We start from the raw sequence: 23,301 nt of genomic DNA on the forward strand, positions 1-23,301 counted from the left end.
GTCAGGCTCATGCGGCGCGCTGTGGACGGTAGTCTCGCTGCGGGCGTCGGAGGGAGTTGGCAAGGACATGACCGTCAGGCCAGGCGCCAAAGCCCGCTTCTACATTGATGTGGCCGGCATGTTGCAGGTCGACAAAACCCGAACCCCAGACGCCGGCAAGGGCTTCCGCCTTCTTGAACGACATGTAGGGATCGTTGCGACTGGCGACGACGATCGACGGGAACCCGAGATTGTAGCGGGGCAGGGGCGCAAAACTCGCGAACTTCGAATCCTGCGATGCCATGCGCTCAGCGTCGGCGGGCGCAACGAGGACGGCTCCCGCAATGTGAGCCGCCGAGGGCCGGCTTGCGAGGTGAGAGACGAGAACGCAGCCGAGGCTGTGCGCAACGAGAACCGCATCCGGAGTTTCGGCAAGCTTTGCTTCCAGCACGTGCAGCCACTGTGACAGGACCGGGTTTTCCCAATCGTCCTGCTCGACGAGATGGGCGGTATCATCCTCGGCAAGCCATTGCCTTTGCCAATGGCCGCTTTCGGATCCGCGATATCCCGGAATGATCAATGTCGTCATCGGTGCCACAACTCCCTTGATGCAAAATCGCCTGAAGGAACTCTGATGTGGCCCAAAAATAAGGTTGCCGCGGCAATTCTTGAAGAAACAGCCCACTAAAGAGCCGGCATAATGGGAAAATCTGGCCCTGCAAAACCGCGCTTGTGTGGAAAGCGCCGCTTACGTTTCTCCGTCTTTCTTGTACCAGCGGATCAGAAGCTGGGAGCGTTCGAAATAGAGCACCACGAGCAGCGAGAGGGCAAAGGGAATCAAGAGATAGAACAGACGGAAGATGATGAGCGCGGCGAGAACGTCGGCATGGTTCATGTCGGGCAGGCCGGTCAGGAATACGAGTTCAAGGACGCCGAGACCGCCAGGCGCATGGGAGATGAGAGCTGCTGAAAACGACACGAGAAAAATGCCGAGGATGATCAGAAACCCGGGATTTCCTTCGGCGGGCAGCGTGAAATAGATGATGGCCGCAGCGCCGATGAGCTCCAGCGGTCCGACGATCAGCTGCTGCGCGACAACCGAGAGACGCGGATACTCGAGCGTGAACTGGCGAATGCGCAAGGGTTTGAATTGCAGCCAACTGCCAAAGACATAGAGGAGGACGATCGCCAGCGAGCCGTAACCGAGGACATAGCCCACGGAAACCGGCAAATCCGCGTTGAAGCGCTGAAGTAGTTCCGGCTCGATCAAAAGCACGAAAGCACTGAGCGTCAGTATGCCGAGCATGAAAGTGAAGGAGCAGAAGGCAATCAGCAAAGCGATTTCAGATCCGCTCATCCCTTGCGAGGAATAGGCACGATAGCGAACGACGGCTCCTGAAAGCACCGACGCGCCAATATTGTGGGAGAGCGCATAGGTCGTGAATGAACAAAGGGCGATGAACAGCCAGGAAATCTTGCGGCGAAGATGCAGGAGCGCCACTCGGTCGTAGCCGGCGAGGGCGGCGTAGGCGGCAAGCGAGGACAACGCGGCGAGGACCCAGCGATGCGGAGGAATCGCGTAGATGCTGTCGATTACGTCATCCAGCGAGATGCTCCGCAGCTCCTTGTAGAGGAGCCATACGGAGATCCCGACGGCAGCCAGTCCGACAACCGGCCATACATAATCCTTCAGCTTCATACTCGGTCCTGCCCACTCATACCGGTCGCTTTTGTTGTTGTCTTTATTCAGTCAATGGTGCGGGCAACGGCTCATCGAGACCGAGAATCTGGGAAACCAGACCGCGCGCGATCTCGCGTTCGCCCATGATCACCGTATCGGCGCCGAGGTCCTGCAAGTGCTGCACTTCGGCGTCCGAATGGGCGCGCGCCAGAATGTTGATCGTCGGGTTCGCAGCACGTGCCTTGACGACGACCTGCCCGGCCTCGAAAGCATTGGGGATCGCCAGAATCAACTGCCGGGCTCCAACCAGATTCGCCGCCGCAAGTATGTCGCCATTGGCGGCGTTGCCGACGATGGTCTCGATATTGTCATCCCGCAACCTGGCGACGGTCTTGTCGGCATCTTCAATAACGAGGAACGGCTTGCCTCGTTCCTTGAGCGCCTCGCCAACGAGACTGCCTACCCGGCCGTAGCCGACGAGCACCGCATGATCGGTCAGCGTCGTGGGTTGCACTTCCTCCACGGCCTCCGCCTCGACAGTGGAAGGCTCGGCCGCATCCGCAACAGGTTCGGTTGCTGCCGCCCGCTTTTCCAGCCTGGGTTTGAGGTATGTCACGGCGGCAAATGCCAGCGGATTGACGAGGATCGACAGGATGGCGCCGCCAAGGATGAGGTCGCGTCCCTCCTGCGGCAGCATGCCAAGATCGACGCCAAGCTCGGCGAGAATGAAGGAGAATTCGCCGATCTGCGCCAGACTTGCCGAAATGATGAGCGCCGTGCCGGACGGATAACCGAAGGCGCGCACGATGAAGAAAGCAGCGAGCGACTTGCCGATGACGATGATCGCCAGCGTTGCCAGCAGCGGCAGCGGATCCTGGACGATTGTCATCGGATCGAACAGCATGCCGACCGAAACGAAGAACAGTACCGCGAAAGCATCGCGAAGCGGCAGCGATTCTTCGGCGGCACGGTGGCTGAGCTCGGATTCGCTCATGATCATGCCGGCAAAGAAGGCGCCGAGCGCCAGCGATACGCCGAAGAGCTTTGCCGCACCGAAGGCGACGCCGAGCGCGATGGCGAGTACGGCGAGGCGAAACAGTTCGCGGGACCCCGTATGCGCAATGGCGTGCAGCGTCCAGGGAATAACGCGTCGGCCGACGATGAGCATAACGGCCACAAAGGCGGCCACCTTGCCGAGGGTCAAAAGAATGACGCCGAGGACGCCGAGGTTGAAATAGTTGACGATCGGATCGCTGAGCGCGCGCATGGCCTGCTCGCCGTCACCGCCGCTGTTGAGCGCGCCGGCAATTGCCGGCAGCAGGACGAGCGCGAGGACCATGGCAAGGTCTTCGACGATAAGCCAGCCGACGGCGATGCGTCCGCGCTCGGTCTCGATAAGGCGGCGCTCCTGCATGGCGCGAAGCAGCACCACCGTACTTGCTACGGACAGGGCCAGACCGAAGACAAGGCCTGCCTGCAGACCCCAGCCAAGGATCCAGGCGAGACCCGCGCCGAGGATTGTAGCCGCCACGATCTGTACGACGGCGCCCGGAATGGCGATTGCGCGGACGGAGAGAAGGTCCTTCAGGGAAAAATGCAGGCCAACGCCGAACATAAGCAGGATCACGCCGATTTCGGCAAGCTCCGCCGCGAGCTTCTGGTCGGCGACGAAACCGGGGGTATGGGAGCCGGCGAGCACGCCGGCGAGGAGATATCCGACAAGGGGAGGAACTCGCAACCGATTGGCAATCGCACCAAAAATAAAGGCCAGAACCAGACCAATGACGATTGTCGCAATCAGCGGCGTTTCATGAGGCATATGTCGGCATCTCCTCCGTGGGATCGTTGAAAAATGAAATTTGATGAACCTGCGAACAGGGTCCTGTCGCAGCAGTATTGCGTACCGGGGAAGTCTTGCAAACCGCTTTCGTCAATTCTGCGGCACATGGAAGGCATTTTTTCCATGTGCCGCAAATATTTAGGCTTTGTGCTGGTCGCGCGGCATCAACTTTGCGCGACCGGCTTTTCACCGATGCGGTGCTGGTGGTTCTTCTCCCACCAGGTTCCAAGCAAGAGCAGGATGGGTGCTGCGATAAAGAGCGAGGAACTTGTCGCGATAATGACGCCGAAGAGCATCGGCAGCGCAAAGTTCTCGACCGCCTTGCCGCCCCAGATCGCCATCGGAAGCATGGCGAGGAAGACGGTCAATGAGGTGTAGATACAACGCGCCAGCGTCTGGTTGATACTGAGGTCGATGATCTGGCGCAGCGGCATCTTCTTGTGGATGCGCAGGTTTTCGCGCATACGGTCATAGACCACGACCTTGTCGTTGACTGAGTAGCCGATGATCGTCAGCAATGCGGCGATGGCGGTCAGGTTGAAGTCGAGGCCCATCAGCGCAAAGAAGCCGACGGTCTTGGTGGTATCGAGAATGAGCGTTGCAATGGCGCCCAGCGCGAAATGCCACTCGAACCGCCACCAGATGTAGAACAGCATGGCAAGGCTGGCGAGGACGACGGCAAGAATGCCGGACCGCGCAAGCTCGCCGCTGACCTTCGGCCCGACGACTTCCGAGCTTTCGAACTTGACGGCGGGGTCAAGCTTTTGCACGGCATCCTTGACCTTGGTGACAGCAACGGTCTGCGCCTCTTCGCCGCCTTCCTGACGCTGGACGCGGATGAGGACGCGATTGTCGCCGCCGCCCTGCTGCAGGGCGACTTCGCCGAGGCCGAGACCTTCGAGCGTCGAGCGCATGGTGGCCAGATCCGCCGGCTGCGATGTCGTCACGTCGACCTGGATACCGCCCTTGAAGTCGATGCCGTAGTTGAGGCCCGGATGGATGAACAGGATCACCGATGCAATCGACAGGAAGATCGACACGCCGATACCGAAGAAGCGGGCATTCATGAACGAGATGTTCGTGTTCTCCGGAACGAGCTTGAACAGGTGCTCGATGCGGATGGTCTTCATCTTACGGCGACGCACGATCGCCATCATGATAATGCGAACGACGGTCACGGCGGTGAACATCGAGACGAGGGCGCCGATGATCATGGTGATCGCGAAGCCGCGGACCGGGCCGGTGCCGAAAAGGAACAGCAGGAACGTCGCGATCAGGTGCGTGGCGTTAGCGTCGACAATGGTCGAATAGGCAAGTCTGAAACCACGATCGACCGCGGCCATCGCGCCGATACCCTTGCGCGCTTCTTCCCGGATACGCTCGTTGATGAGAATGTTCGCGTCGACCGCAAAGCCGATGCCGAGAATGATGGCGGCGATGCCCGGCAGTGTCAGCGTCGCTCCGAGCAAGCTCAATATGCCGAAGGTCAGGGCAACGTTGAGAGCAAGGGCAAGGTTCGCGATGAGACCCCAGCCGCTATAGAGGATAAAGATAAAGGCAACGACGAGGGCGAAGCCGATGAAGCCGGTCAAAAGGCCCATCTTGATGACGTCGCCGCCAAGATCAGGACCGACCGTCCGCTCTTCGATGACGGTAAGCGGAGCCGGCAGCGCGCCGGCGCGCAGCAGCGCGGCCGTCGTCACCGTATCCTGTACGGTGAAATTGCCGGTGATCTGGCCTGAGCCGCCGGTGATCGGCACCTGGATGACCGGTGCGGTCAAAACCTTACCGTCGAGCACAATGGCGAACGGCCGACCGACATTCTGGCTGGTGATGTCCGCGAACTGACGTGCGCCGACATTATCGAAGCGGAAGGTGATGATTGGCTGGTTGGTCTGCTGGTCGAAGGCGGCGCGGGCGTCGGTCAGCCGTTCGCCGCTGATCGCAACGCGATCCTCGACCGGAAATGTGACGCCGGGAGTCTTGGCGTCAGGAAGGATCGAGACGCCGGGAGGCGGGTTGGTACCGGCATCATGGTCGGCGACCATATGGAACGTCATTTTTGCCGTGCTGCCGAGCAGGGCACGCAGCTGGCTCGGATCCTGGAGGCCGGGCAACTGGACCACGATACGGTCGGAACCGACGCGCTGGATCGATGGTTCGGCGACGCCGACCTGGTCCACGCGGCGGCGGACGATTTCAAGACTCTGCTGCAAGGCATTGTCGAGCTTGTCCTTCATGCCGGCCTCGGTGAGCGTCAGGCGGATCTGATTGTCGGTCGACGTGATGTCGATATCGCTGACAGGGGCGGCGAAACCGACCTGAGCAACCTGCGAGGACAATTCACGCAAGACAGCAACGGCAGCATCGCGCTGCGATGGATCGGAAAGCGTCACGATAACGGAATCGCCGGCAACACGCACCGACTGCGGCTGGATCTTCGCCGTGCGCAAATGGCCGCGCGCGTCATCGAGGATCGAGCGGATACGGTCCTTCTTCAGGGCCGCGGCATCAACTTCGAGAACCAGATAGGAACCGCCGCGCAGGTCGAGGCCGAGCGCAACCTGCTTCTTGGGGAACCAGCCCGGCATCGCATCAAGCTGTGCCTTGGTGAAAAGATTGGGTAGCGCGAGCGTAATACCCGCCAGAATGATGAAAATATAGGTCCAGAGGACCCACCTCGAAGTACGCATGGTCGTTTTCCGTTATGAGATGGGGGCACTGCCGGGAACTGCTTACGCGTCTGCCTGGCGAGCGCCGAAGTTGTTCGTCATTTCCTGCCGGAAATGGTGATATCAGCCAAGGGCGCACGGCGGCGCGCGGGCGCTGAAAAGCGGATCGTGGCCGAGAAGCAATGTGGCGCTCGGCGCAAAAATCCGGATACCGGTCTGGTCAGCGAGCGTAAGCTGCGATCCGCCCGGAAGCAACGCATCCTGGGGACCGCTGTCGGCGCCGAGCCCGCTCTTGATTTTCAGATGCAGCGCTTCAAGCGCGATGACGCGCATGGGCCGCTCGACCGGAGTCGAGTGATTGTCGGTTTCGTGGGCGACACGTGTTTCGTGCGACTTGGCCGCGCCGATCGCCCGTTCAGCCAGATTGCGGTCCGGCGCCGACATGTAAGAAGCGCCAAGGGCCGCGCCGATCGTGGAGACAAGCCAGAAAATAGAGATTAGGAGCGGAGCAGCGCTGCGCTTTCCTGTCCTGCTATTTCCATGCTTGTCCATGCCGCTACCCAATATCAATCTCCCGCGGCGCAAAGCGCCTCGTTGGTTCCTGTATTATGAAGTCTTGTCGGCTGAGTCACTTAAAATCGACGTGTTTGGCCGGTTCGACCAAGAAAAATCGCGCAGCGCGCAGGAAACGGGTGGAACCCAGTCAAGCTAAGCGCACTCTAAGCCCGATAGGAAATTGCATGGAGGCCCTGACATGACTGACAGCGTTACGCCACTTGCCACCACACGGTGGAACGACATTGCGACAAGTCTCGACGATATCGGCTATGCGATCTTGAAAGGGGTGCTGTCGCCAAACGCGTGCGAACAGCTGGCAGCGGGTTACGGGGACGACAGCCATTTCCGCAAGCGGATCGTCATGGCCAAACACGGCTTCGGGCGCGGCGAATACAAATATTTCAGCTATCCGCTGCCGTCGCTGGTGAACGATCTTCGCCAATCGCTTTACGGGCCACTGGCCGGGATCGCCAATCATTTGAATGAGTTGATGGGCATCGATGTGCGGTATCCGGGCGAGCACGCAGCGTTCATCGAACGCTGCCATGCAGCCGGTCAGAACCGCCCGACGCCGCTGCTGCTCGAATACAAGGAAGGCGACTACAATTGCCTGCATCAGGATATCTATGGCGAGCATGTTTTCCCGCTGCAGGCCGCCTTTCTCCTGTCGCGTCCGGGCGAGGATTTCAGCGGCGGCGAATTCGTTCTGACCGAGCAGCGGCCCCGCATGCAGTCACGCGTCGAAGTTGTGCCGCTGAAGCAAGGCGATGCCGTGATCTTTCCGGTAAGCAATCGTCCGGTCAAGGGTTCGCGAGGCCATTACCGGGTCAATATGCGCCACGGTGTCAGCCGCCTGCGCAGCGGCAAGCGTCACACGCTCGGCATTATCTTTCACGATTCGAAATAGTTGCATCGACCCGCGAACGACCGCATTGTAGCAGGGCAATCTCGTGGGGCGTCGATGGATTATCTCATTTTCTGGGAATGGCTGAGCTTCGCCGCACGCTGGCTGCATGTCATCACCGCAATCGCCTGGATCGGATCGTCCTTCTATTTTATCGCGCTCGATCTCGGGCTCCGCCGCCACGCCGCTCTGCCCGCAGGCGTCAACGGCGAGGAGTGGCAGGTGCATGGCGGCGGCTTCTACCACATACAGAAATATATGGTGGCGCCGGCGCACATGCCCGAGCACCTCATCTGGTTCAAGTGGGAATCCTATGCGACCTGGCTCTCCGGCTTTGCGCTGCTTTGCATCGTCTACTATGCTGGCGCCGACCTTTATCTCATCGACCGCAATGTGCTCGATGTCTCGACTTGGGTCGCGATCCTCATTTCACTCGCCTCCATCTCGATCGGCTGGCTGATCTACGACCTCCTGTGCAAATCACCGCTCGCGGCGAATGACACGGCGCTGATGCTCATCCTCTATGGTGTCATCGTCTTCATGGCCTGGGGCTACACGCATCTCTTCACGGGCCGCGCCGCCTTCCTGCATCTCGGTGCATTCACGGCGACCATCATGTCGGCGAATGTGTTTCTGCTGATTATTCCCAACCAGAAGAAAGTCGTCGCTGACCTCATCGCCGGAAAATCGCCCGATCCCAAGCTCGGCAAGCAGGCAAAACAACGCTCGACGCATAATAACTACCTGACTTTGCCCGTCATTTTCCTGATGTTGTCGAACCACTATCCGCTGGCAACGTCCACGGCGTTCAACTGGATCATCGCGTCGCTCGTGTTCATCATCGGTGTTTTGATCCGCCACTATTTCAATTCGCGCCACGCCGGAACGGGCAATCCACACTGGACCTGGCTTGCGAGCGCCATACTGTTCATCGTCATCATCTGGCTCTCGACGGTCCCCAGGGTTTTGACCGGGGAGGCAAAGGTTTCGCGGGCAGCCGAACCATTCCTGACCGCGGCACATTTCGAACAGGTGCGCGACACGGTGTTGGGGCGCTGCTCGATGTGCCATTCCGCCGAGCCGTCGTGGGAGGGTATCATGCTGCCGCCGAAGGGCGTCAGGCTCGACACGGATGACCTGATCGCCGCGCATGCCAGCGAGATCTATATCCAGGCCGGCGCCAGTCATGCGATGCCGCCGGGTAATGTCACGCAGGTGACCGACGCCGAACGCGCCTTGCTCGTCGCCTGGTATCGCAGCGCGACCGCTGGAAAGCCGGTGCAATGACCGAAATTCTGCTGCGCGGCCGCCTTCTGACCTTCCATGATGAGCCGATGGCAGGCGAGGCGAGCGCCGACGCCTTCACCTACATCGAGGATGGCGGCCTCTTGCTGCGCGATGGCGCGATTGCAGCAGTGGACGAGTTTTCGGCGCTGCGGGCGGGCGAGGGCCGCAACCTGGAGGTCATCGACCATCGCCCGCACCTGATCATGCCGGGGTTCATCGACGCCCATATCCATTTTCCGCAGATGCAGGTGGTCGGCTCCTATGCGGGTGCGTTGCTCGAGTGGCTCAACAAGTACACCTTCGTCGAGGAACAGAAATTCTCCAACCAGGGACACCCGGAACGCATCGCCTCGGCATTTTTCGATGAACTGATCCGCCATGGAACCACGACCGCGGCCGCCTATTGTTCAGTGCACAAGACATCGGTTCAGGCTTTTTTCGCCGAATCGCACCGGCGCAATACGCGGATGGTGGCGGGCAAGGTGATGATGGACCGCAATGCGCCGCCGGGTCTCCTTGATACGGCGCAGTCGGGCTATGACGACAGCAAGGCGCTCATCGCCGAATGGCATGGCAAGGGCCGCCAACACTACGCCATCACGCCGCGCTTTGCGCCGACATCGACGCCGGAGCAACTGGAGATGAGCGGCGCGCTTGCCCGCGAACATCCGGATCTGCACATTCAGACGCATCTATGCGAAAATGTTGCCGAAATCGCCTTCGTCGCCGAACTCTTCCCGTGGAGCCGCGACTATACGCACGTCTACGAGCACTTTGGGCTGCTGGGGCCGAAAACGCTTCTCGGCCATTGCATTCACCTGACGGACGCCGAAATCCGCGCTATTGCGGAGAGCCGTTCCGTTGCGGTTTTCTGCCCTACGTCAAATCTGTTCATCGGCAGCGGCTTGTTCGATCTTGCCCGATTGCGCGCTTCGGAGCCCTCCGTCCGCAACGCCATTGCGACGGATATCGGCGGCGGGACTTCCTATTCCATGCTGCGCACCCTCGATGAAGGCTACAAGATTCTCAATATCCAGGGGCAGCGCTATCATCCGCTGCGTTCCTTCTATCAGGCGACGCTTGGCAATGCCCGGGCGCTGTCGCTGGAAGATTTCATCGGTTCGCTTAAAGTGGGAACAGAGGCGGATTGCATCGTTCTCGACGCGGGCGCCACGCCGGCCATGCGGCTTCGCATGGAAACGGTCGAGACGCTGGTTGAGGAACTCTTTCTTCTCCAGACCATGGGCGACGACCGGTCCATCGTCGAGGTCTATGTAGCGGGCCGTCCGGCCAAATCGACGCTGTAGGGAACCGCAACAGCATTGGCACCGTTTGGCAGCAGTCACTTCCTCGCACCTGCGAAAGCCTTATGATCACACAACATCGCGATTTGCGAACCGGCCAGCCGATCTGGCTCGCCCGACGGGCACCCCGTATCGAGACACAACTTCTGGTCGAAGATATCCGAACGGATGTTGCGATCATCGGGGCGGGCATCAGCGGCGCGCTGATGGCCGAAAGCCTTACGGAGGCTGGTTTCAGTGTCTGCGTCTTCGACAGGCGCAAACCGGTCACCGGGTCAACGCCCGCGAGCACGGCCCTTTTGCAATTTGAAGTTGACACGCCTCTGCATCAACTCGCGCGCAAGATCGGCATCAATGATGCCGAGCGGGCATGGCGCCGATCGAAGCTTGCCGTCGATGCCCTGCGCGAACGGACGCGGCGACTGCAGATTAATTGCGAGATGGAAAATCGCGATTCGCTTTATCTCGCAGGCAATCTCCTCGACAAGGACGGCCTTGAAAAGGAGCTTGCTGCGCGACGCCGCGCCGGTTTTGAAACGCAGTTGCTTGGCCGCGAAGAACTGAAGACGGTGTTCAACATCGACCGCGAAGCGGCATTGATGAGCTTCGACAATATAGAGGCAAATCCGCGCAAGCTTGCAGCAGGCTATTTGAAAACGGCGATAGGGCGCGGAGCGAAGGTCTTCGCGCCCGCCGACATCGTGGCTGTCGAACCGGCCCAACGTGGGGTTCGGGCCATGACTGCGACCGGACAGACGATCCGTTGCAAGCACCTGATCTTCGCGACCGGATACGAAATCCCAAAACAGGTGCCGCAAAAGGGGCATTCGATCATCTCGACCTGGGCCGTTGCGACGGTTCCGCAAAAGCAGACGCCGTGGCCGCAACGCTGCCTGATCTGGGAAGCCTCCGACCCTTACCTCTATATGCGCACGACGGCGGATGGGCGCATCATCGTCGGTGGCGAGGATGAGGAGTTCGAGGACGAGGACAAACGCGACGGCAAACTGCCGGCGAAAACGAAAGCGATACTCGCCAAGCTCAAGAAGTTGTTCCCCGACGTTAGCGCCGAGGCAGACTATGCATGGACCGGAAGCTTTGGTGCGAGTGTGACCGGTCTGCCGTCAATCGGTCCGGTACCCGGCATGAACCGCTGTTATGCCGTTCTCGGCTATGGCGGCAACGGAATTACGTTCTCGATGGTCGCCGCGCAGATTATCCGCGGACAGATCACCGGCACTGGTGATCCTGACGCGGATGTCTTCGCCTTCAAATAGCGATCATTCGACCTTGTACCCCACCTCTTCCGCCGCATGGCCGAGCGTCTTCCAGAACGACCGCGCAAAGGTGCGGAAGACATAAAGGTCGAAGGTCTCGTCGTCGATACGCTGGATATTGGCGTGGATGTCGTGATGCACGGTCGCCCGTCCATAGGCGATAGGAAAGGCGTGTTCCGAAAAGTCGATGGCGAAGAGCTTGGATAGTACCCATTCGGCGTCAGGGCCACTGACCCGGATCACCGTCCGCCCGTGTGTGAGGTCGATGATCGTCGCAAGCTCGGCGGAAATGACGGAGCGCAGGCGCAGCTCGAGCTCCGGTGTTGCGGCGACGACAAAATAGCGTCCGGGCGCAAAGCCGAACACTGACTTCTCGCCAGCAACGCGGCCAAGCCCCGGCTTGTTCTGCAAGACGAGTCCCGTCGCGCTGCCTATGGCGGTCAGCACTTCGGGAATGGTATCGCTCCAGGCGGTGATCTGGATAATCGAAAGTCCGGTCCGCTCGCGGATCGTCACGCCGACCCCGCCGGCGGCATTGCCATGATCGCCCGTCACGTAGGCGGAGCCGATTGGCGATTGAAGCTCAGCCATGAATGCGGCTCCCTTCTGGATCATACATATGGTGGCTGACAATCTCGACCGGGCAGTGCCTGCCGCGCAAAAGGTCGGTGGCGAAGGCGCGATTGCCGATCATCGACGTTCCGTGCTTGACCAGCGCCAGCGCGATATATTTGCCGAGCGCCGGCGAATAGCAGGCGGCGGTGACATGGCCAAAGCTGTCGGCGGGCTCGCGCGGCCGTGCATCGGTGACGATGTGGCTGCCGCCGGTGATCGCCTGATTGTCGAGCGAGACCAGGCCGACGAGCGAAAGGCGGTTCTCGTCCTTGAGCCCTTCGCGGCCAAGCATGGCGGAGCCGATGAATGGCTTTTTCTTCGACAGCATCCAGTCGAGGTGAAGATCATGGGCGCTGGCGCGTCCGTCGATCTCGGCGCCGGTCACGTGCCCCTTCTCGATGCGCAGCGTTCCGAGCGCCTCAAGGCCGTAGGGCATGACGTCGAACGGTTTACCGGCCGTGAGCAGGGCTTCCCAGACCCTCGTCCCGTAGCCCGAACCGCAATAGACTTCATAGGCGAGTTCGCCCGAGAATGAGAGGCGGCAGACCATGACTGGTACGCCCTCGATCTTGCCATGGACGATGCCCATGAACGGCAGGGTATCATTGTCGACCTTTGTGCCGGTGACGCAGGCTTCGAGCAGCGCGCGTGCCTTCGGTCCGGCAACGGCCGTACCCGCCCAAACGTCGGTGACCGAGGTCAGATGGACGCGCAGTTCCGGCCAGATGCAGTCGAGGTAGTATTCCAGATGCTGCATCACCGGGCCGGCATTCGCGGTCGTGGTCGTCATCAGGAATTGCGTCTCGCCGAGCCGCCATGTCGTGCCGTCATCGAAGGCAAGCCCATCCTCGCGCAACATCAGGCCGTAGCGCGCCTTGCCGACCGGCAGGGTCGAGAACATGTTGGTATAGACGCGGTCGAGAAGCTCCGCCGCATCCGGTCCTTGAATATCGATTTTGCCAAGTGTCGAAACATCGACAATGCCGACGCTCTGGCGCACGGCGCGCGCCTCGCGCACATAGGCCTGCTCGACCGTTTCGCCGTGGCTGCCATAGATCATCGGACGATGCCAAAGACCGGCCTCGTACATCTTGGCGCCGTTGGCGAGGTGCCAGTCATGCATTGGCGTCAGCCGGTGCGGACGCAGGTCGCCGTAGCGTTCGCCGGCAAGAGCGCCAAACGACACCGGCGTGAACGGTGGGCGGAAGCGCGTCGTGCCAGCTTCCGGTATCGAGATGCCGCGGGCATCCGCCATGATCGCGAGGCCGGGGACATTCGACGTTTTGCCCTGATCCGTCGCCATGCCGAGGGTCGTATAGCGCTTGAGATGCTCGACAGAATGGAAGCCCTCCCGGTAGGCGAGGCGAACATCGTCGGCGGTCACATCATGCTGGAAGTCGACGAATGCCTTTTGCGATTTTGCCGAAGGCTCGATCTGGAACACAGGTGCAGGCGAGGCGTCGAGCATCGGCGCTTCGACAGGTGGCAGGACCAGCCGGCTCTTGGCCGAGCCCTTGGTCGCCGCATCGGAGAGCACGCTGATCGTATCCATGTAGCCGGCGGCAGCACCCGTCACCACCCAGTTCTGGTTTGGTTCGGGCGGCAGGAATGCCTGCAGGTCCTCGTCCCATTCCGGCTTGCCGCCGGCCTGGCTCGCAAGGTGAATGGCCGGTGACCAGCCGCCGGAAACGCCAAGGCAGTCGGTGCGGATTTCGCGGGGCGCGCCTGAGACCCGGCCGGTTTCGGCATTGAAATGCTGGACGGTGATCGAACTCAGCGTCTTGCCGGCATGGGTTCCAGTCACGGCGTGGCCGGTCAGAAGCTCGGCGTTTGCCGCAGTGGCGATATCGCGGCAGGCACCCGACACATCGGCGCGAACATCGACGATGGCGATGATATTGACGCCTGCAAGGGAAAGCGCCCGCGCGGCTTCGTAGGCGCTGTCATTGTTGGTGAAGAGCGTGACGTTGCTGCCGGCGGCGACACCATATTCCACCGCATAGCGGCGCACCGCGTCGGCGAGCATGACGCCTGGACAGTCATTGCCCGGGAAGACCATGGGCCGCTCGAAAGCACCGGTTGCAAGAATGGTCTTGCCGGTACGAATGATCCAGTGGCGCTGGCGGGGCTGTCCCTTGGTGCGGTTGGGCTTGAAGTCGGATACGTGTTCGATGGCAGTCAGCACATTGCCGTCGTAATAGCCCCAAACCGACGTCCGGGTCAGAAAGCGCACATTCGGCATGGCTGCCAGAGCCGCCGCCTTTTCACGTGCCCAAACCGACGGGTCGCGGCCGTCGATCGTCTCGGCCGAGGCGAGCAGCGAACCTCCCGGAAGCGGCTTTTCTTCAGCAATGATAACGCGCGCGCCAGTGCCGGCAGCTGCTTCCGCTGCAATGAGGCCAGCAGGACCACTGCCGACGACGAGCACGTCGCACCAGGCGTTCATGCGTTCGTAGCGATCCGGATCGGGCGCGGTTCCGGCCCTGCCAAGGCCGGCGGCGCGGCGAATGAATTTTTCGCAGAACATCCAGAACCGCGTGCCTCGCAGCGGGCCGATAGCCGGGCCCATGAACGTCTTGTAGTAAAATCCGGCGGAAAACAGCGGTCCGGCCAGCTGGTTGATGGCCATGAAATCATGGTCGAGCGAGGGAAAGCGATTCTGGCTCTGGGTTACCAGCCCGTCATGGATCTCAAGCTCGGTTGCGCGCACGTTCGGTTCGCGGACGTCGCCGGAAAGCACGGTGACAAGCGCATTCGGCTCGTCGCTTCCCGCGGCAAACACGCCGCGCGGCCGGTGATACTTGAACGACCGGCCAAACAGGGTGATGCCGCTCGCAAGCAGCGCCGAAGCGAGCGTGTCGCCGGGATGACCGCTGTAAGCCTTGCCGTCGAACGTGAAGCGAACCGATTTCGAGCGCTCGATGCGCCCACCCCTGGGAAGCCTTGAACTCGTCATGCCTGTCCACCGCTCGCAACGTCGCGCGCAAAAGCCACGGATGAAATGGCATGGGTGGTCATGTCGCGGGTGACGACCAGATGCTGCCGGCAGCCGCCGCTGTGGAGCCAGAACTCACGGTGCAGTCCCGATGGATTGCTGCGGTCGTACACATAGGCGTTCCAGACGTCCGGATCATTGGACAAGGGCTCCGGGCGCTTTCGCGTCGCATCGCCCTGATAGGTAAACTCGATGACGTCGCGCGGTCCGCAATAGGGGCATTTGATGATCATGATCTCATTGTCTCGAAGGCGAATCGTTTGGACGTTGATGGCAGCGTTGGTATCGGGAAGCCCAATCCAGCAGAAACTCAAGGGACGGGTCAAGACGAGCCCGGTTGTATTCGGGCAAAATGCACGATCGAAGTGTGCTCCGGCTCTTCATGGTATTCCCCAGATTATGCTACTGTCCGAAGCAAAGCTCGATCACCACGATTGCGGCGGGCACTGTCGCTGCGCCGACCATTCAGGCAATGAAATCAACAACAGCCTTGATTGTGCCGAGATCCGTATGCTTATGCGCAACGAAGACAGTTCACAGGTGGATATGAAATCGTGATTTTCCGCATGATCCGGCAGTTCGTATCGATGATTGTCGCGGTAATGCTTCTGGCAGCCGTGGTTCCATATGCAAGCGCACAACAGGCGCCGGACGCCGTACCGGACGTGGAGTCGGCAGTTGTCGCCGAACAGCGACCTGCAATCGATGCCGTGAAGAAGCAAATCTCGAACTACGACCAGCAGAAGCTGAAGGCCGATACGGACGCCACGCTCGCCGACCTTCGCCTCAACCTTGAAGGCACATCGAAGAAACTCCTCGATATCGGCGTGTCGTTTCGCCCGCGCATCACCGAAATCAACGCTCGTCTCGATCAACTCGGACCTCCTCCGCCGCAGGGCCAGCCGCCTGAGGCCCAGATCGTCACCGACGAGCGCATACGGCTGACGACGGAGAAGGCGGAAATCAATGCGGTTCTGGGCGAGACCGAAGACCTGCTGATACAGGTCAACCGGATGATCGATGCCATTGGCGAGGCGCGGCGCGAGCTCTTCACCAACACTTTGTCGCAGCGGGTCGATATCAACTATTCGCTCGGCAGCGAGATCGTCACCGCCTATGGCCAGGAACTGCAGACGATGAACCGGCTCGTCTCGTCCTGGTGGCGGTTTGTCGTCACTTTCAAATGGCAATCGATGCTGGCTGCCACCTTCTTTGCCGGTATCGCCGCATTGGTACTGCTGATCGGTGGCCGGCGCACGATCGGCCATCTCTATTTCCGCGATCCGGGCATTGAGGCGCCGTCCTATCTCAGTCGCCTCGCGGTGGCATTCTGGTCGACGCTGATGCGCTCGCTCACCGTGATCGTGTTTCTGGCGACGACTTACCTTTTCCTGGGCTATTTCAATGTGATGCGGCCGGACATTGCGTCCCTGATCTACATGCTCTTCTGCGTGATCGGCATCGTCTTCTTCGTGCACGCCCTGGCGCAGGCGGTAATCTGTCCCGGGGCGCCGAACTGGCGGCTGGTGCGGGTCGCGCCGCGGCCGGGCCGTATTCTCATGGTGCTGATTACGGCGACGGCGACGATCACCGGACTTGATTACATTGCCGATACGATCAACCAGATCGCCGCATCGGCGCTGTCGCTGACTGTGGCCAAGAGCCTCTTTGCCACGGTCCTTGTCGGCTTGCTGATCATTGCCATGGCCTTCCTGAAGCCGCTCGAGGACGCGGAGACCGGGGCGACCAAGCCTTGGCCGCGCGCCATGCGGATATTCCTTTTTACGATTGGCCTCGTTCCTATCATCGCGGCGTTCTTCGGCTATATCGGGCTTGCCCGCTTCGTTTCGCAGCAGATCATCATCAACGGCGCCGTGCTTGTGACGATGTATCTCGGCTTCCTGACGGCGCGGGCGGTGTCGGACGAAAATGCGCTGGCAGGCACCAAGCTCGGCCAGGCGATACAGAAGCGGTTCGGGCTTGACGAGACGACGATGGACCAGCTCGGTCTCGTTGCCAGCATCGTCATCAACGTCTTTGTCGTCATCCTGGGCATCCCAGTCATCCTGCTGCTATGGGGCTTCCAGTGGAGCGAGATGTCGGCATGGTTCCTGACGATCGCCACCGGCTTCCAGATTGGCTCTTTCAACATTTCGCTAATCGCCATCGCCACCGGCGTCCTTCTCTTCGCGCTGTTCTATTTCTTCACGCGCTGGTTCCAGGGCTGGCTCGACACGCGCGTCATGGCGCGTGGCAAGCTCGATTCCGGCGTGCGCAACTCGATCAGAACCGCAGTCGGTTATCTCGGACTTGGCGTTGCCGCTGTCATCGGCGTCTCCGCAGCGGGCATAAATCTCTCCAGCCTCGCGCTCGTTGCCGGTGGTCTCTCGCTCGGTATCGGTTTCGGCATGCAGGCAATCGTATCGAACTTCGTCTCGGGCCTCATTCTTCTTGCCGAGCGGCCGTTCAAGGTCGGCGACTGGATCGAGACCGGCGGCGTCGGCGGCATCGTCAAGAAGATCAGCGTGCGCGCGACGGAGGTCGAGACCTTCCAGCGCCAGTCGCTCATCATTCCGAACTCGTCGTTCATCAACGGCAGCGTCGGCAACTGGACGCATCGTAACAAGCTTGGGCGCGTTGATATTGCGATCGGCGTTTCGCACAAGGTCGATCCTCGTCGCGTTCATGACCTGTTGATGGAGATCGCCCGCAGCCATCCTCTGGTGCTCAAGAACCCGGAACCCTTCGTGGCGTTCTCGGCAATCCTCGATTCGACCATGCAATTCGAAATAAGGGTTCACCTTGCCGATCTGTCCAATTCCGGCACGGTCCAGAACGACGTTCGATTTGCCATCATCGATCGCTTCTCAGAAGAAGGAATCGAAATTCCCTATCCTCAGCGCGACGTGAACCTGCATTTGGAGGATGCGGATTCGATCGTCGAACTCCTGACCAAGCGCGTGCGCGACGAACTCGCGGCAGATGGCAAGAAGTTCAAGCAATAGTCGCTTGCGCCCGGGGCTCCAGTGTTCAGTTGCCGTTCACGTTGATGCCGTTATAAATGTGGGTGACAAAGGGCCTGGCGGGGCCCTGCAACAGGGGCGGTGGCTACCACCGGGTATGGAATGAAGAAGTTTGTGATTGCCGTTGTGGCGAGTGCGATCTCGATCGGATCGGCCTATGCGGCGAGCGTAAAGAACAATGACACCAATGCGCAGACGCTTGTCGTGACCGAAGGTTCGACAAAGACGCAGTTGCAGGTTGGCGCCGGTGAGACTGTGGAGTTCTGCAGCGGCGGTTGCTTCGTCACCTTTCCGAACGGCGACCGCGAGGCACTGACTGGTGGCGAGACCGTAGAAATGACTGGCGGCAAGATCTCGATCAAATAGCCTGACGAAATGCTTGAAAGAACGGTGGCTGGCTGGATTGATTTTCAGCCGGCCATTGGTTTTTGGGGCACCGGATGACCTAGCAAGTCCTTGACTGTTTGCCACGCGTCGCGGCGTGTTTTCGCCATGTCGCAAACAGGCCTTAGCGATGGACATGCTGGGCGGCATAGTGCAAAAAACCGGCGCAAGCTTTTCGCCCATCGATCGATATCAAAGGATAAAGTGCAATGAAGACTGAGGCGCGTGTTGTCGTTATCGGCGGTGGTGTGGTGGGCGTCTCGACGCTCTATCATCTTGCCAAGAAGGGCTGGAGCGACGTTGTCCTGATCGAGCGCAAGGAACTCACCTCGGGCTCAACCTGGCATGCGGCCGGATTGCTGCCGCTGTTCAACATGAGCTACTCGGTCGGCCAGATCCACAAGTACTCGGTCAAGTTCTATCAGGAACTGCAGAAGGAAACCGGCATGAATGTCGGCTTCACCAATTGCTCCAATATTCGTCTCGCCCGCACCAAGGACCGCTGGGACGAGTACATGTATTATGCAGGCGTCGCCGAGACGATCGGCGTCCCGGTCAAGGTTCTGACGCCGCAGCAGGTCAAGGAAATTTGGCCGCTCGCCGAAATCGACGGCATTCTCGGCGCGATCCAGCATCCGGATGATGGATATATCCAGCCAGCGGACCTCACGCAGGCGCTCGCCAAGGGCGCTCGCGATCGTGGCGCAACCATCTATCGCTACACGACCGTGCTCGGCATCGAGCAACTGCCGTCCGGCCAGTGGCTGGTGAAGACGGACAAGGGTGACATCACCGCTGAACACGTCGTATCGGCAACTGGCAACTTTGCCCGCAAGACCGGCAAGATGGTCGGCCTTGATGTTCCCGTCATTCCGGTGGAACACCAGTACATCGTTACCGAGCCGCATCCGGCGATCCTGGAGCGCAAGGCCAAGGGCCTGCCGGAAATGGGCGTCCTGCGCGAAAGCGATTCTTCCTGGTATATGCGCGAGGAAAATGGCGGCCTGCTGCTCGGACCTTACGAGAAAGGCGCGCCGGTCTGTTATGTCGATGGTCCGTCGGACGAGAGCGAGTACGAACTCTTCCAGGAGGATCTCGACCGGCTCGAACCGCACATCGAAACCGCGATTGCCCGTGTACCCGCCTTTGCCGAGGTCGGCATCAAGAAGGTTTATAACGGCGCGATCGCCTATACACCTGACGGCTCGCCAATCATTGGACCTGCGCCGCGCCTGAAGAATTTCTGGCTCAACGAAGGCCACTCCTTCGGCGTGACAGCCGCTGGCGGCGCTGGCTGGCAGTTGGCCGAATGGATCGTCGAGGGAGAACCCTCAATCGACATGATGGGCGTCGATCCGCGCCGCTTCGGTCCCTATGCGACCGAAGGCTATCTCAAGGAGAAGAACGAGGAAGCCTACGCCGAGGTCTTTTCGGTCCACTACCCGGATGAAGAACGCGGCGCAGCGCGGCCGCTCAAGCGTTCGCCGTCCTATGACCGCCAGAAGAGGCTCGGCGCCGTGTTCGGAACCGTCTATGGCTGGGAACGGGCCAACTGGTTTGCCCCTGAAGGTTATGGGCTCGACGTCGCCAAGCTGGAAAAGCCCGATGTTCTCATGAACCAGAACCATCCGAAGCCGGATGCCGAAGGCAAGGTGAAGGAACTTTGGTCGTTCCGCCGCTCCAACTATTTCGAGCATGTCGGCAACGAGATCAAGAATGTCACCAACAATGTCGGCCTGCTCGACATGTCGGCCTTCGCCAAGATGGAAGTTACCGGACCTGGCGCGCGCGCCTGGCTCGACTCGATCCTTGCCAATCGCATCCCGAAGAAGCAGGGCCGGATCGCCCTTTGCCATCTTCTGACGACGCGCGGCGGCGTGCGTTCGGAGTTCACCGTATATGAATGGGCGCCCGGCAAGTTCTACCTTGTCTCGGCCGGTGCCTATGAAAACCACGACCACGATTATCTGCACAAGCTGCTGCCCGACGATGGTTCGGTGACGCTGCGCCCGATTACCCAGATGTACGGGGTCCTCGTGCTTGCGGGTCCGAAGAGCCGGCAGGTTCTGGAAAAGCTCACCCGCGCCGATCTTTCCAACGAAGCTTTCCCCTGGCTTTCGGGCAAGGAGATCAGCGTCGGAACGGCAACAGCACATGCGCTGCGCGTCAACTTCGTTGGCGAGCTTGGCTGGGAACTGCATCATCCGATCGAGCAGCAGAATACGATCTACGATCTCCTGCTCGAGGCCGGTGCCGAATTCGGTATCAAGCCGTTCGGCATCCGCGCGATGACGGCTATGGCCGTCGAGAAGTCGTACCGTCTGATCCCGCGCGAATTGTCGATCGAATACAATGCCTTCGAAAGCGGTCTTGATCGTTTCGTGCACCCGAACAAGGGCGAGTTCATTGGCCGCGACGCGGTGGTGAAGGCTCGCGAAGACGGCTTGAAATGGAATTTTGTCACGCTTGAAGTGCAGGTGCCGGGTGTCTCTGACGTCGATGCTCGCGGCAGCGAACCGATCTATGTGAAAGGCGAACTCGTCGGCCGCGCCACCCATGGCGGTTATGGCTGGCGCCTCGGCAAAAGCATTGCACTCGCCATGGTCAAGCCGGAATATTCGGCGCTTGGCACACAACTCGAGATCAAGATCCTCGACAAGATGCACAAGGTTACCGTCATTCCGGAATCGCCGTTCGACACCGAGAACGAACGGCTAAAGGCGTAGCGCCTTCGCAATAGCGAACATGAAATGCTGGACGGCGCCGTGGAGGCGCCGTTTCTGCTTTTGAACCTGTGGTTGTTCAACAGAATGTGAACGCACTGGAAGTTGCTTTGCGTTGCATCGTTTTGCGCTACACTTTGCTTCATGTCATCGCGAAGGAAAGCTCTCTGCAGTTTTCTGTCACTGGCGGCACTGATCGCCAGCTTTGAAACGCGCGCGCTTGCCGCCGATCTCGATGTGGACGTCGAACTTGTTCTTGCCGTCGATGCTTCGCGCTCAATGGAGCCTTTCGAGCAGAAGATTCAGCGCGAAGGCTATATCGCCGCGTTTCGGCGCAAGGAAGTTATTGATGCCATTCGCGAAGGGGTGAACGGGCGCGTCGCGATCACCTATGTCGAATGGGCCGGCTCGACCGTGCAGCGGATCATCATTCCCTGGACGCTGGTCGATAGTGCGGAAGCATCGCAGAAACTGGCGGATGCGCTGGACCAGCCGATACCTTCAACCCAAAGCCGCACGTCAATTTCCGGTGCAATCGATTTCGGCAGTTCGCTGTTCGACAATAACGGCTTCAAGGGCATGCGCAAGGTTATCGATATTTCCGGCGACGGCGCCAACAATAATGGCCGTCCGGTAGCCGATGCACGCAATGAGGCGGTGGCCAAGGGCATCGTCGTCAATGGGTTGCCGCTGATGACGCGGGGCGATTTCTATTCAGACTGGGCCGTTGCCGATCTCGACATCTATTACAGCAACTGCGTGATCGGCGGTCCCGGCGCCTTCATGATCCCCGTCAATTCATGGGATCAGTTCCCGGAGGCGGTCCGCCGCAAGCTGGTGCTGGAACTCGCAGGCAAGTCGCCAGTGGTGCAGAAGGCCGATTGGCGGGATGCAGGGAAACTGCCCGTCATCCTCGCTGAAGACAAGCCCATGTATGATTGCCTTTCCGGCGAGCGCATATGGCAGCGCCGCATGCAGGACTGGGAATCCCGGTAAATCAGGCGGCCATCAATTGCTTGCGGTCCGCGCGCTCCTGTTGCGGCGAGCGGCCGTAGAGTTCGCGGTAGCATTTGGAGAAATGCGAAGCGGAGACGAAACCGCAGGCAACGGCGACCTCGACAATCGGCATTGACGACTGGATCAGCAGGTGGCGCGCGCGGTCGAGGCGGATTTCAAGATAGTAGCGGGCAGGGGATCTGCCCATTTCCTGGCGGAAGAGCCGCTCGATCTGCCGGCGCGACAGGCCGACATGATCGGCGATCTCGATCAGCGACAAAGGTTCGGAGAGGCGCGCTTCCATGAGTTCAATAATCGTCAGGACCTTGGAGTTCTGAACGCCAAGGCGCGCCCGCAGCGGTAGGCGCTGGCGGTCGTGCGGGCTGCGAACACGGTCGGTGAGGGCCTGCTCGCAGACGCGATTGACGATATTGTCGCCGAAATCATCGCCGATGAGCTTGAGCATCATGTCGAGCGCCGCGGTGCCGCCGGCGCAGGTATAGATGTTGCCGTCAACCTCAAAGAGATCAGCATAGACGTCTGCCTTGGGGAATGCTTCGGCAAAGCCCGGTAGGTTTTCCCAATGGATAGCGCAGCGCTTGCCCGAAAGCAGACCGGCCGCCGCCAGGATGTGTGCGCCGGTACAAAGCCCGCCTACCGCGACGCCGCGATTGAACTCTTCGCGGAGCCACGCGAACACGGATTTGTTCTGGAATTTCTCGACGTGGACGCCGGAGCAGACAAAGACCATGGACGGTCGATCTCCGCCGGTGAGGTAGCGACGTTCGTCTTCCAGGGATGAGGATGCGGCGCATTCGACGCCGTTGGATGCCGTCACCGGCTTCCCATCCACGGAAGCAAGGCGCCAGCGATAGGCTTCGTATCCAAGCATTCTATTGGCAATGCGCAGCGGCTCGATCGCTGTCGCAAATGCGATCATCGAAAAGTTGGGTACGAGGAAAAATACGAAAGACCGCTTGGTCAGACCAACATGATCCATTTGATTCTGTGTTCCCGCTATTGGCTTCAAGGCCATGTCGCAACTGAAGCAGTGGCTTCAGAT

General features: G+C 60.1%; 18 protein-coding genes. 9 read left to right on the forward strand and 9 right to left on the reverse strand.

Features of this window, described 5'->3' with window-relative positions:
- Window positions 1-7 precede the first annotated feature (7 nt).
- The 5 genes from GF108_RS15365 to GF108_RS15385 all read right to left on the reverse strand — a co-directional run bounded on the left by GF108_RS15365 (window position 8) and on the right by GF108_RS15385 (window position 6,724).
- On the reverse strand, window positions 8-568 hold the full coding sequence (locus tag GF108_RS15365; protein WP_153668769.1) for an alpha/beta hydrolase: 561 nt from the start codon (window positions 566-568) through the stop codon (window positions 8-10).
- Window positions 569-727: 159 nt separating this feature from the next.
- Entirely contained in the window at window positions 728-1,678 is a 951-nt protein-coding gene (locus tag GF108_RS15370) for a lysylphosphatidylglycerol synthase domain-containing protein (protein ID WP_027231823.1), read from the reverse strand.
- A gap of 43 nt (window positions 1,679-1,721) precedes the next feature.
- Complete coding sequence (gene ybaL / locus GF108_RS15375) at window positions 1,722-3,479, reverse strand: YbaL family putative K(+) efflux transporter (protein WP_153668771.1); 1,758 nt, start codon at window positions 3,477-3,479, stop codon at window positions 1,722-1,724.
- Window positions 3,480-3,664: 185 nt separating this feature from the next.
- Window positions 3,665-6,193, reverse strand: a complete 2,529-nt coding sequence (gene secD, locus GF108_RS15380) for a protein translocase subunit SecD (protein ID WP_153668774.1) — start codon at window positions 6,191-6,193, stop codon at window positions 3,665-3,667.
- 102 nt (window positions 6,194-6,295) lie between these two features.
- Window positions 6,296-6,724, reverse strand: coding sequence for a hypothetical protein (locus tag GF108_RS15385; protein ID WP_153668776.1), 429 nt, complete (start codon window positions 6,722-6,724; stop codon window positions 6,296-6,298).
- Between the two features lie 202 nt (window positions 6,725-6,926).
- Here GF108_RS15385 and GF108_RS15390 point away from each other — a divergent pair, with 202 nt between their 5' ends.
- The 4 genes from GF108_RS15390 to GF108_RS15405 all read left to right on the forward strand — a co-directional run bounded on the left by GF108_RS15390 (window position 6,927) and on the right by GF108_RS15405 (window position 11,502).
- Window positions 6,927-7,637, forward strand: a complete 711-nt coding sequence (locus GF108_RS15390) for a 2OG-Fe(II) oxygenase (RefSeq protein WP_153668778.1) — start codon at window positions 6,927-6,929, stop codon at window positions 7,635-7,637.
- A gap of 54 nt (window positions 7,638-7,691) precedes the next feature.
- Window positions 7,692-8,921 carry a urate hydroxylase PuuD gene (locus GF108_RS15395; RefSeq protein ID WP_153668780.1) on the forward strand — a complete coding sequence of 410 codons (1,230 nt, stop codon included), beginning with the start codon at window positions 7,692-7,694 and terminating at the stop codon, window positions 8,919-8,921.
- Complete coding sequence (gene guaD / locus GF108_RS15400; protein WP_153668782.1) at window positions 8,918-10,228, forward strand: guanine deaminase; 1,311 nt, start codon at window positions 8,918-8,920, stop codon at window positions 10,226-10,228. Before GF108_RS15395 ends, guaD begins: the two co-directional genes overlap by 4 nt.
- A 62-nt stretch (window positions 10,229-10,290) precedes the next feature.
- Window positions 10,291-11,502 carry an FAD-binding oxidoreductase gene (locus tag GF108_RS15405; protein WP_153668784.1) on the forward strand — a complete coding sequence of 404 codons (1,212 nt, stop codon included), beginning with the start codon at window positions 10,291-10,293 and terminating at the stop codon, window positions 11,500-11,502.
- Window positions 11,503-11,505: 3 nt separating this feature from the next.
- Here GF108_RS15405 and GF108_RS15410 read toward each other — a convergent pair whose 3' ends face one another.
- From GF108_RS15410 to GF108_RS15420, 3 genes are read right to left on the reverse strand one after another with little or no spacing between them, the layout of a single operon-like run.
- Window positions 11,506-12,093: a sarcosine oxidase subunit gamma gene (locus GF108_RS15410; protein ID WP_153668786.1), complete on the reverse strand. Its 588-nt coding sequence runs from the start codon at window positions 12,091-12,093 to the stop codon at window positions 11,506-11,508.
- Entirely contained in the window at window positions 12,086-15,073 is a 2,988-nt protein-coding gene (locus tag GF108_RS15415) for a sarcosine oxidase subunit alpha family protein (protein WP_153668788.1), read from the reverse strand. The genes GF108_RS15410 and GF108_RS15415 overlap by 8 nt, the downstream gene beginning before the upstream one ends.
- A complete protein-coding gene (locus GF108_RS15420) occupies window positions 15,070-15,345 on the reverse strand; it encodes a sarcosine oxidase subunit delta (protein ID WP_027231813.1) in 276 nt (91 codons plus the stop codon). The genes GF108_RS15415 and GF108_RS15420 overlap by 4 nt, the downstream gene beginning before the upstream one ends.
- Between GF108_RS15420 and GF108_RS15425 the strand changes: the two genes are divergently transcribed.
- The 5 genes from GF108_RS15425 to GF108_RS15445 all read left to right on the forward strand — a co-directional run bounded on the left by GF108_RS15425 (window position 15,338) and on the right by GF108_RS15445 (window position 22,238).
- Window positions 15,338-15,670 carry a hypothetical protein gene (locus tag GF108_RS15425; RefSeq protein ID WP_153668791.1) on the forward strand — a complete coding sequence of 111 codons (333 nt, stop codon included), beginning with the start codon at window positions 15,338-15,340 and terminating at the stop codon, window positions 15,668-15,670. The genes GF108_RS15420 and GF108_RS15425 overlap by 8 nt on opposite strands.
- Window positions 15,667-18,117 (forward strand): mechanosensitive ion channel domain-containing protein, encoded by a 2,451-nt coding sequence (locus GF108_RS15430; protein ID WP_370462186.1) that lies wholly within the window; start codon window positions 15,667-15,669, stop codon window positions 18,115-18,117. Before GF108_RS15425 ends, GF108_RS15430 begins: the two co-directional genes overlap by 4 nt.
- A gap of 120 nt (window positions 18,118-18,237) precedes the next feature.
- Window positions 18,238-18,501 (forward strand): hypothetical protein, encoded by a 264-nt coding sequence (locus tag GF108_RS15435; protein ID WP_027231811.1) that lies wholly within the window; start codon window positions 18,238-18,240, stop codon window positions 18,499-18,501.
- A gap of 227 nt (window positions 18,502-18,728) precedes the next feature.
- A complete protein-coding gene (locus GF108_RS15440) occupies window positions 18,729-21,245 on the forward strand; it encodes an FAD-dependent oxidoreductase (protein WP_153668793.1) in 2,517 nt (838 codons plus the stop codon).
- Window positions 21,246-21,386: 141 nt separating this feature from the next.
- Window positions 21,387-22,238, forward strand: a complete 852-nt coding sequence (locus GF108_RS15445; protein WP_153668795.1) for a DUF1194 domain-containing protein — start codon at window positions 21,387-21,389, stop codon at window positions 22,236-22,238.
- 1 nt (window position 22,239) lies between these two features.
- On the opposite strand, the gene GF108_RS15450 is transcribed toward GF108_RS15445, so the two are convergent.
- Window positions 22,240-23,238: a GlxA family transcriptional regulator gene (locus GF108_RS15450; protein WP_027231808.1), complete on the reverse strand. Its 999-nt coding sequence runs from the start codon at window positions 23,236-23,238 to the stop codon at window positions 22,240-22,242.
- Window positions 23,239-23,301: the final 63 nt, after the last annotated feature.

The sequence above is a fragment of the Phyllobacterium sp. SYP-B3895 genome, assembly GCF_009647635.1.
In the GTDB taxonomy this organism is placed as follows: Bacteria; Pseudomonadota; Alphaproteobacteria; order Rhizobiales; family Rhizobiaceae; genus Phyllobacterium; species Phyllobacterium pellucidum.

Coding starts and splice junctions, on each gene's coding strand:
- GF108_RS15365 (WP_153668769.1), bottom strand. CDS start 568: ATGACGACATTGATCATTCCGGGATATCGCGGATCCGAAAGCGGCCAT.
- GF108_RS15370 (WP_027231823.1), bottom strand. CDS start 1,678: ATGAAGCTGAAGGATTATGTATGGCCGGTTGTCGGACTGGCTGCCGTC.
- ybaL (WP_153668771.1), bottom strand. CDS start 3,479: ATGCCTCATGAAACGCCGCTGATTGCGACAATCGTCATTGGTCTGGTT.
- secD (WP_153668774.1), bottom strand. CDS start 6,193: ATGCGTACTTCGAGGTGGGTCCTCTGGACCTATATTTTCATCATTCTG.
- GF108_RS15385 (WP_153668776.1), bottom strand. CDS start 6,724: ATGGACAAGCATGGAAATAGCAGGACAGGAAAGCGCAGCGCTGCTCCG.
- GF108_RS15390 (WP_153668778.1), top strand. CDS start 6,927: ATGACTGACAGCGTTACGCCACTTGCCACCACACGGTGGAACGACATT.
- GF108_RS15395 (WP_153668780.1), top strand. CDS start 7,692: ATGGATTATCTCATTTTCTGGGAATGGCTGAGCTTCGCCGCACGCTGG.
- guaD (WP_153668782.1), top strand. CDS start 8,918: ATGACCGAAATTCTGCTGCGCGGCCGCCTTCTGACCTTCCATGATGAG.
- GF108_RS15405 (WP_153668784.1), top strand. CDS start 10,291: ATGATCACACAACATCGCGATTTGCGAACCGGCCAGCCGATCTGGCTC.
- GF108_RS15410 (WP_153668786.1), bottom strand. CDS start 12,093: ATGGCTGAGCTTCAATCGCCAATCGGCTCCGCCTACGTGACGGGCGAT.
- GF108_RS15415 (WP_153668788.1), bottom strand. CDS start 15,073: ATGACGAGTTCAAGGCTTCCCAGGGGTGGGCGCATCGAGCGCTCGAAA.
- GF108_RS15425 (WP_153668791.1), top strand. CDS start 15,338: ATGATCATGATCTCATTGTCTCGAAGGCGAATCGTTTGGACGTTGATG.
- GF108_RS15420 (WP_027231813.1), bottom strand. CDS start 15,345: ATGATCATCAAATGCCCCTATTGCGGACCGCGCGACGTCATCGAGTTT.
- GF108_RS15435 (WP_027231811.1), top strand. CDS start 18,238: ATGAAGAAGTTTGTGATTGCCGTTGTGGCGAGTGCGATCTCGATCGGA.
- GF108_RS15440 (WP_153668793.1), top strand. CDS start 18,729: ATGAAGACTGAGGCGCGTGTTGTCGTTATCGGCGGTGGTGTGGTGGGC.
- GF108_RS15445 (WP_153668795.1), top strand. CDS start 21,387: ATGTCATCGCGAAGGAAAGCTCTCTGCAGTTTTCTGTCACTGGCGGCA.
- GF108_RS15450 (WP_027231808.1), bottom strand. CDS start 23,238: ATGGATCATGTTGGTCTGACCAAGCGGTCTTTCGTATTTTTCCTCGTA.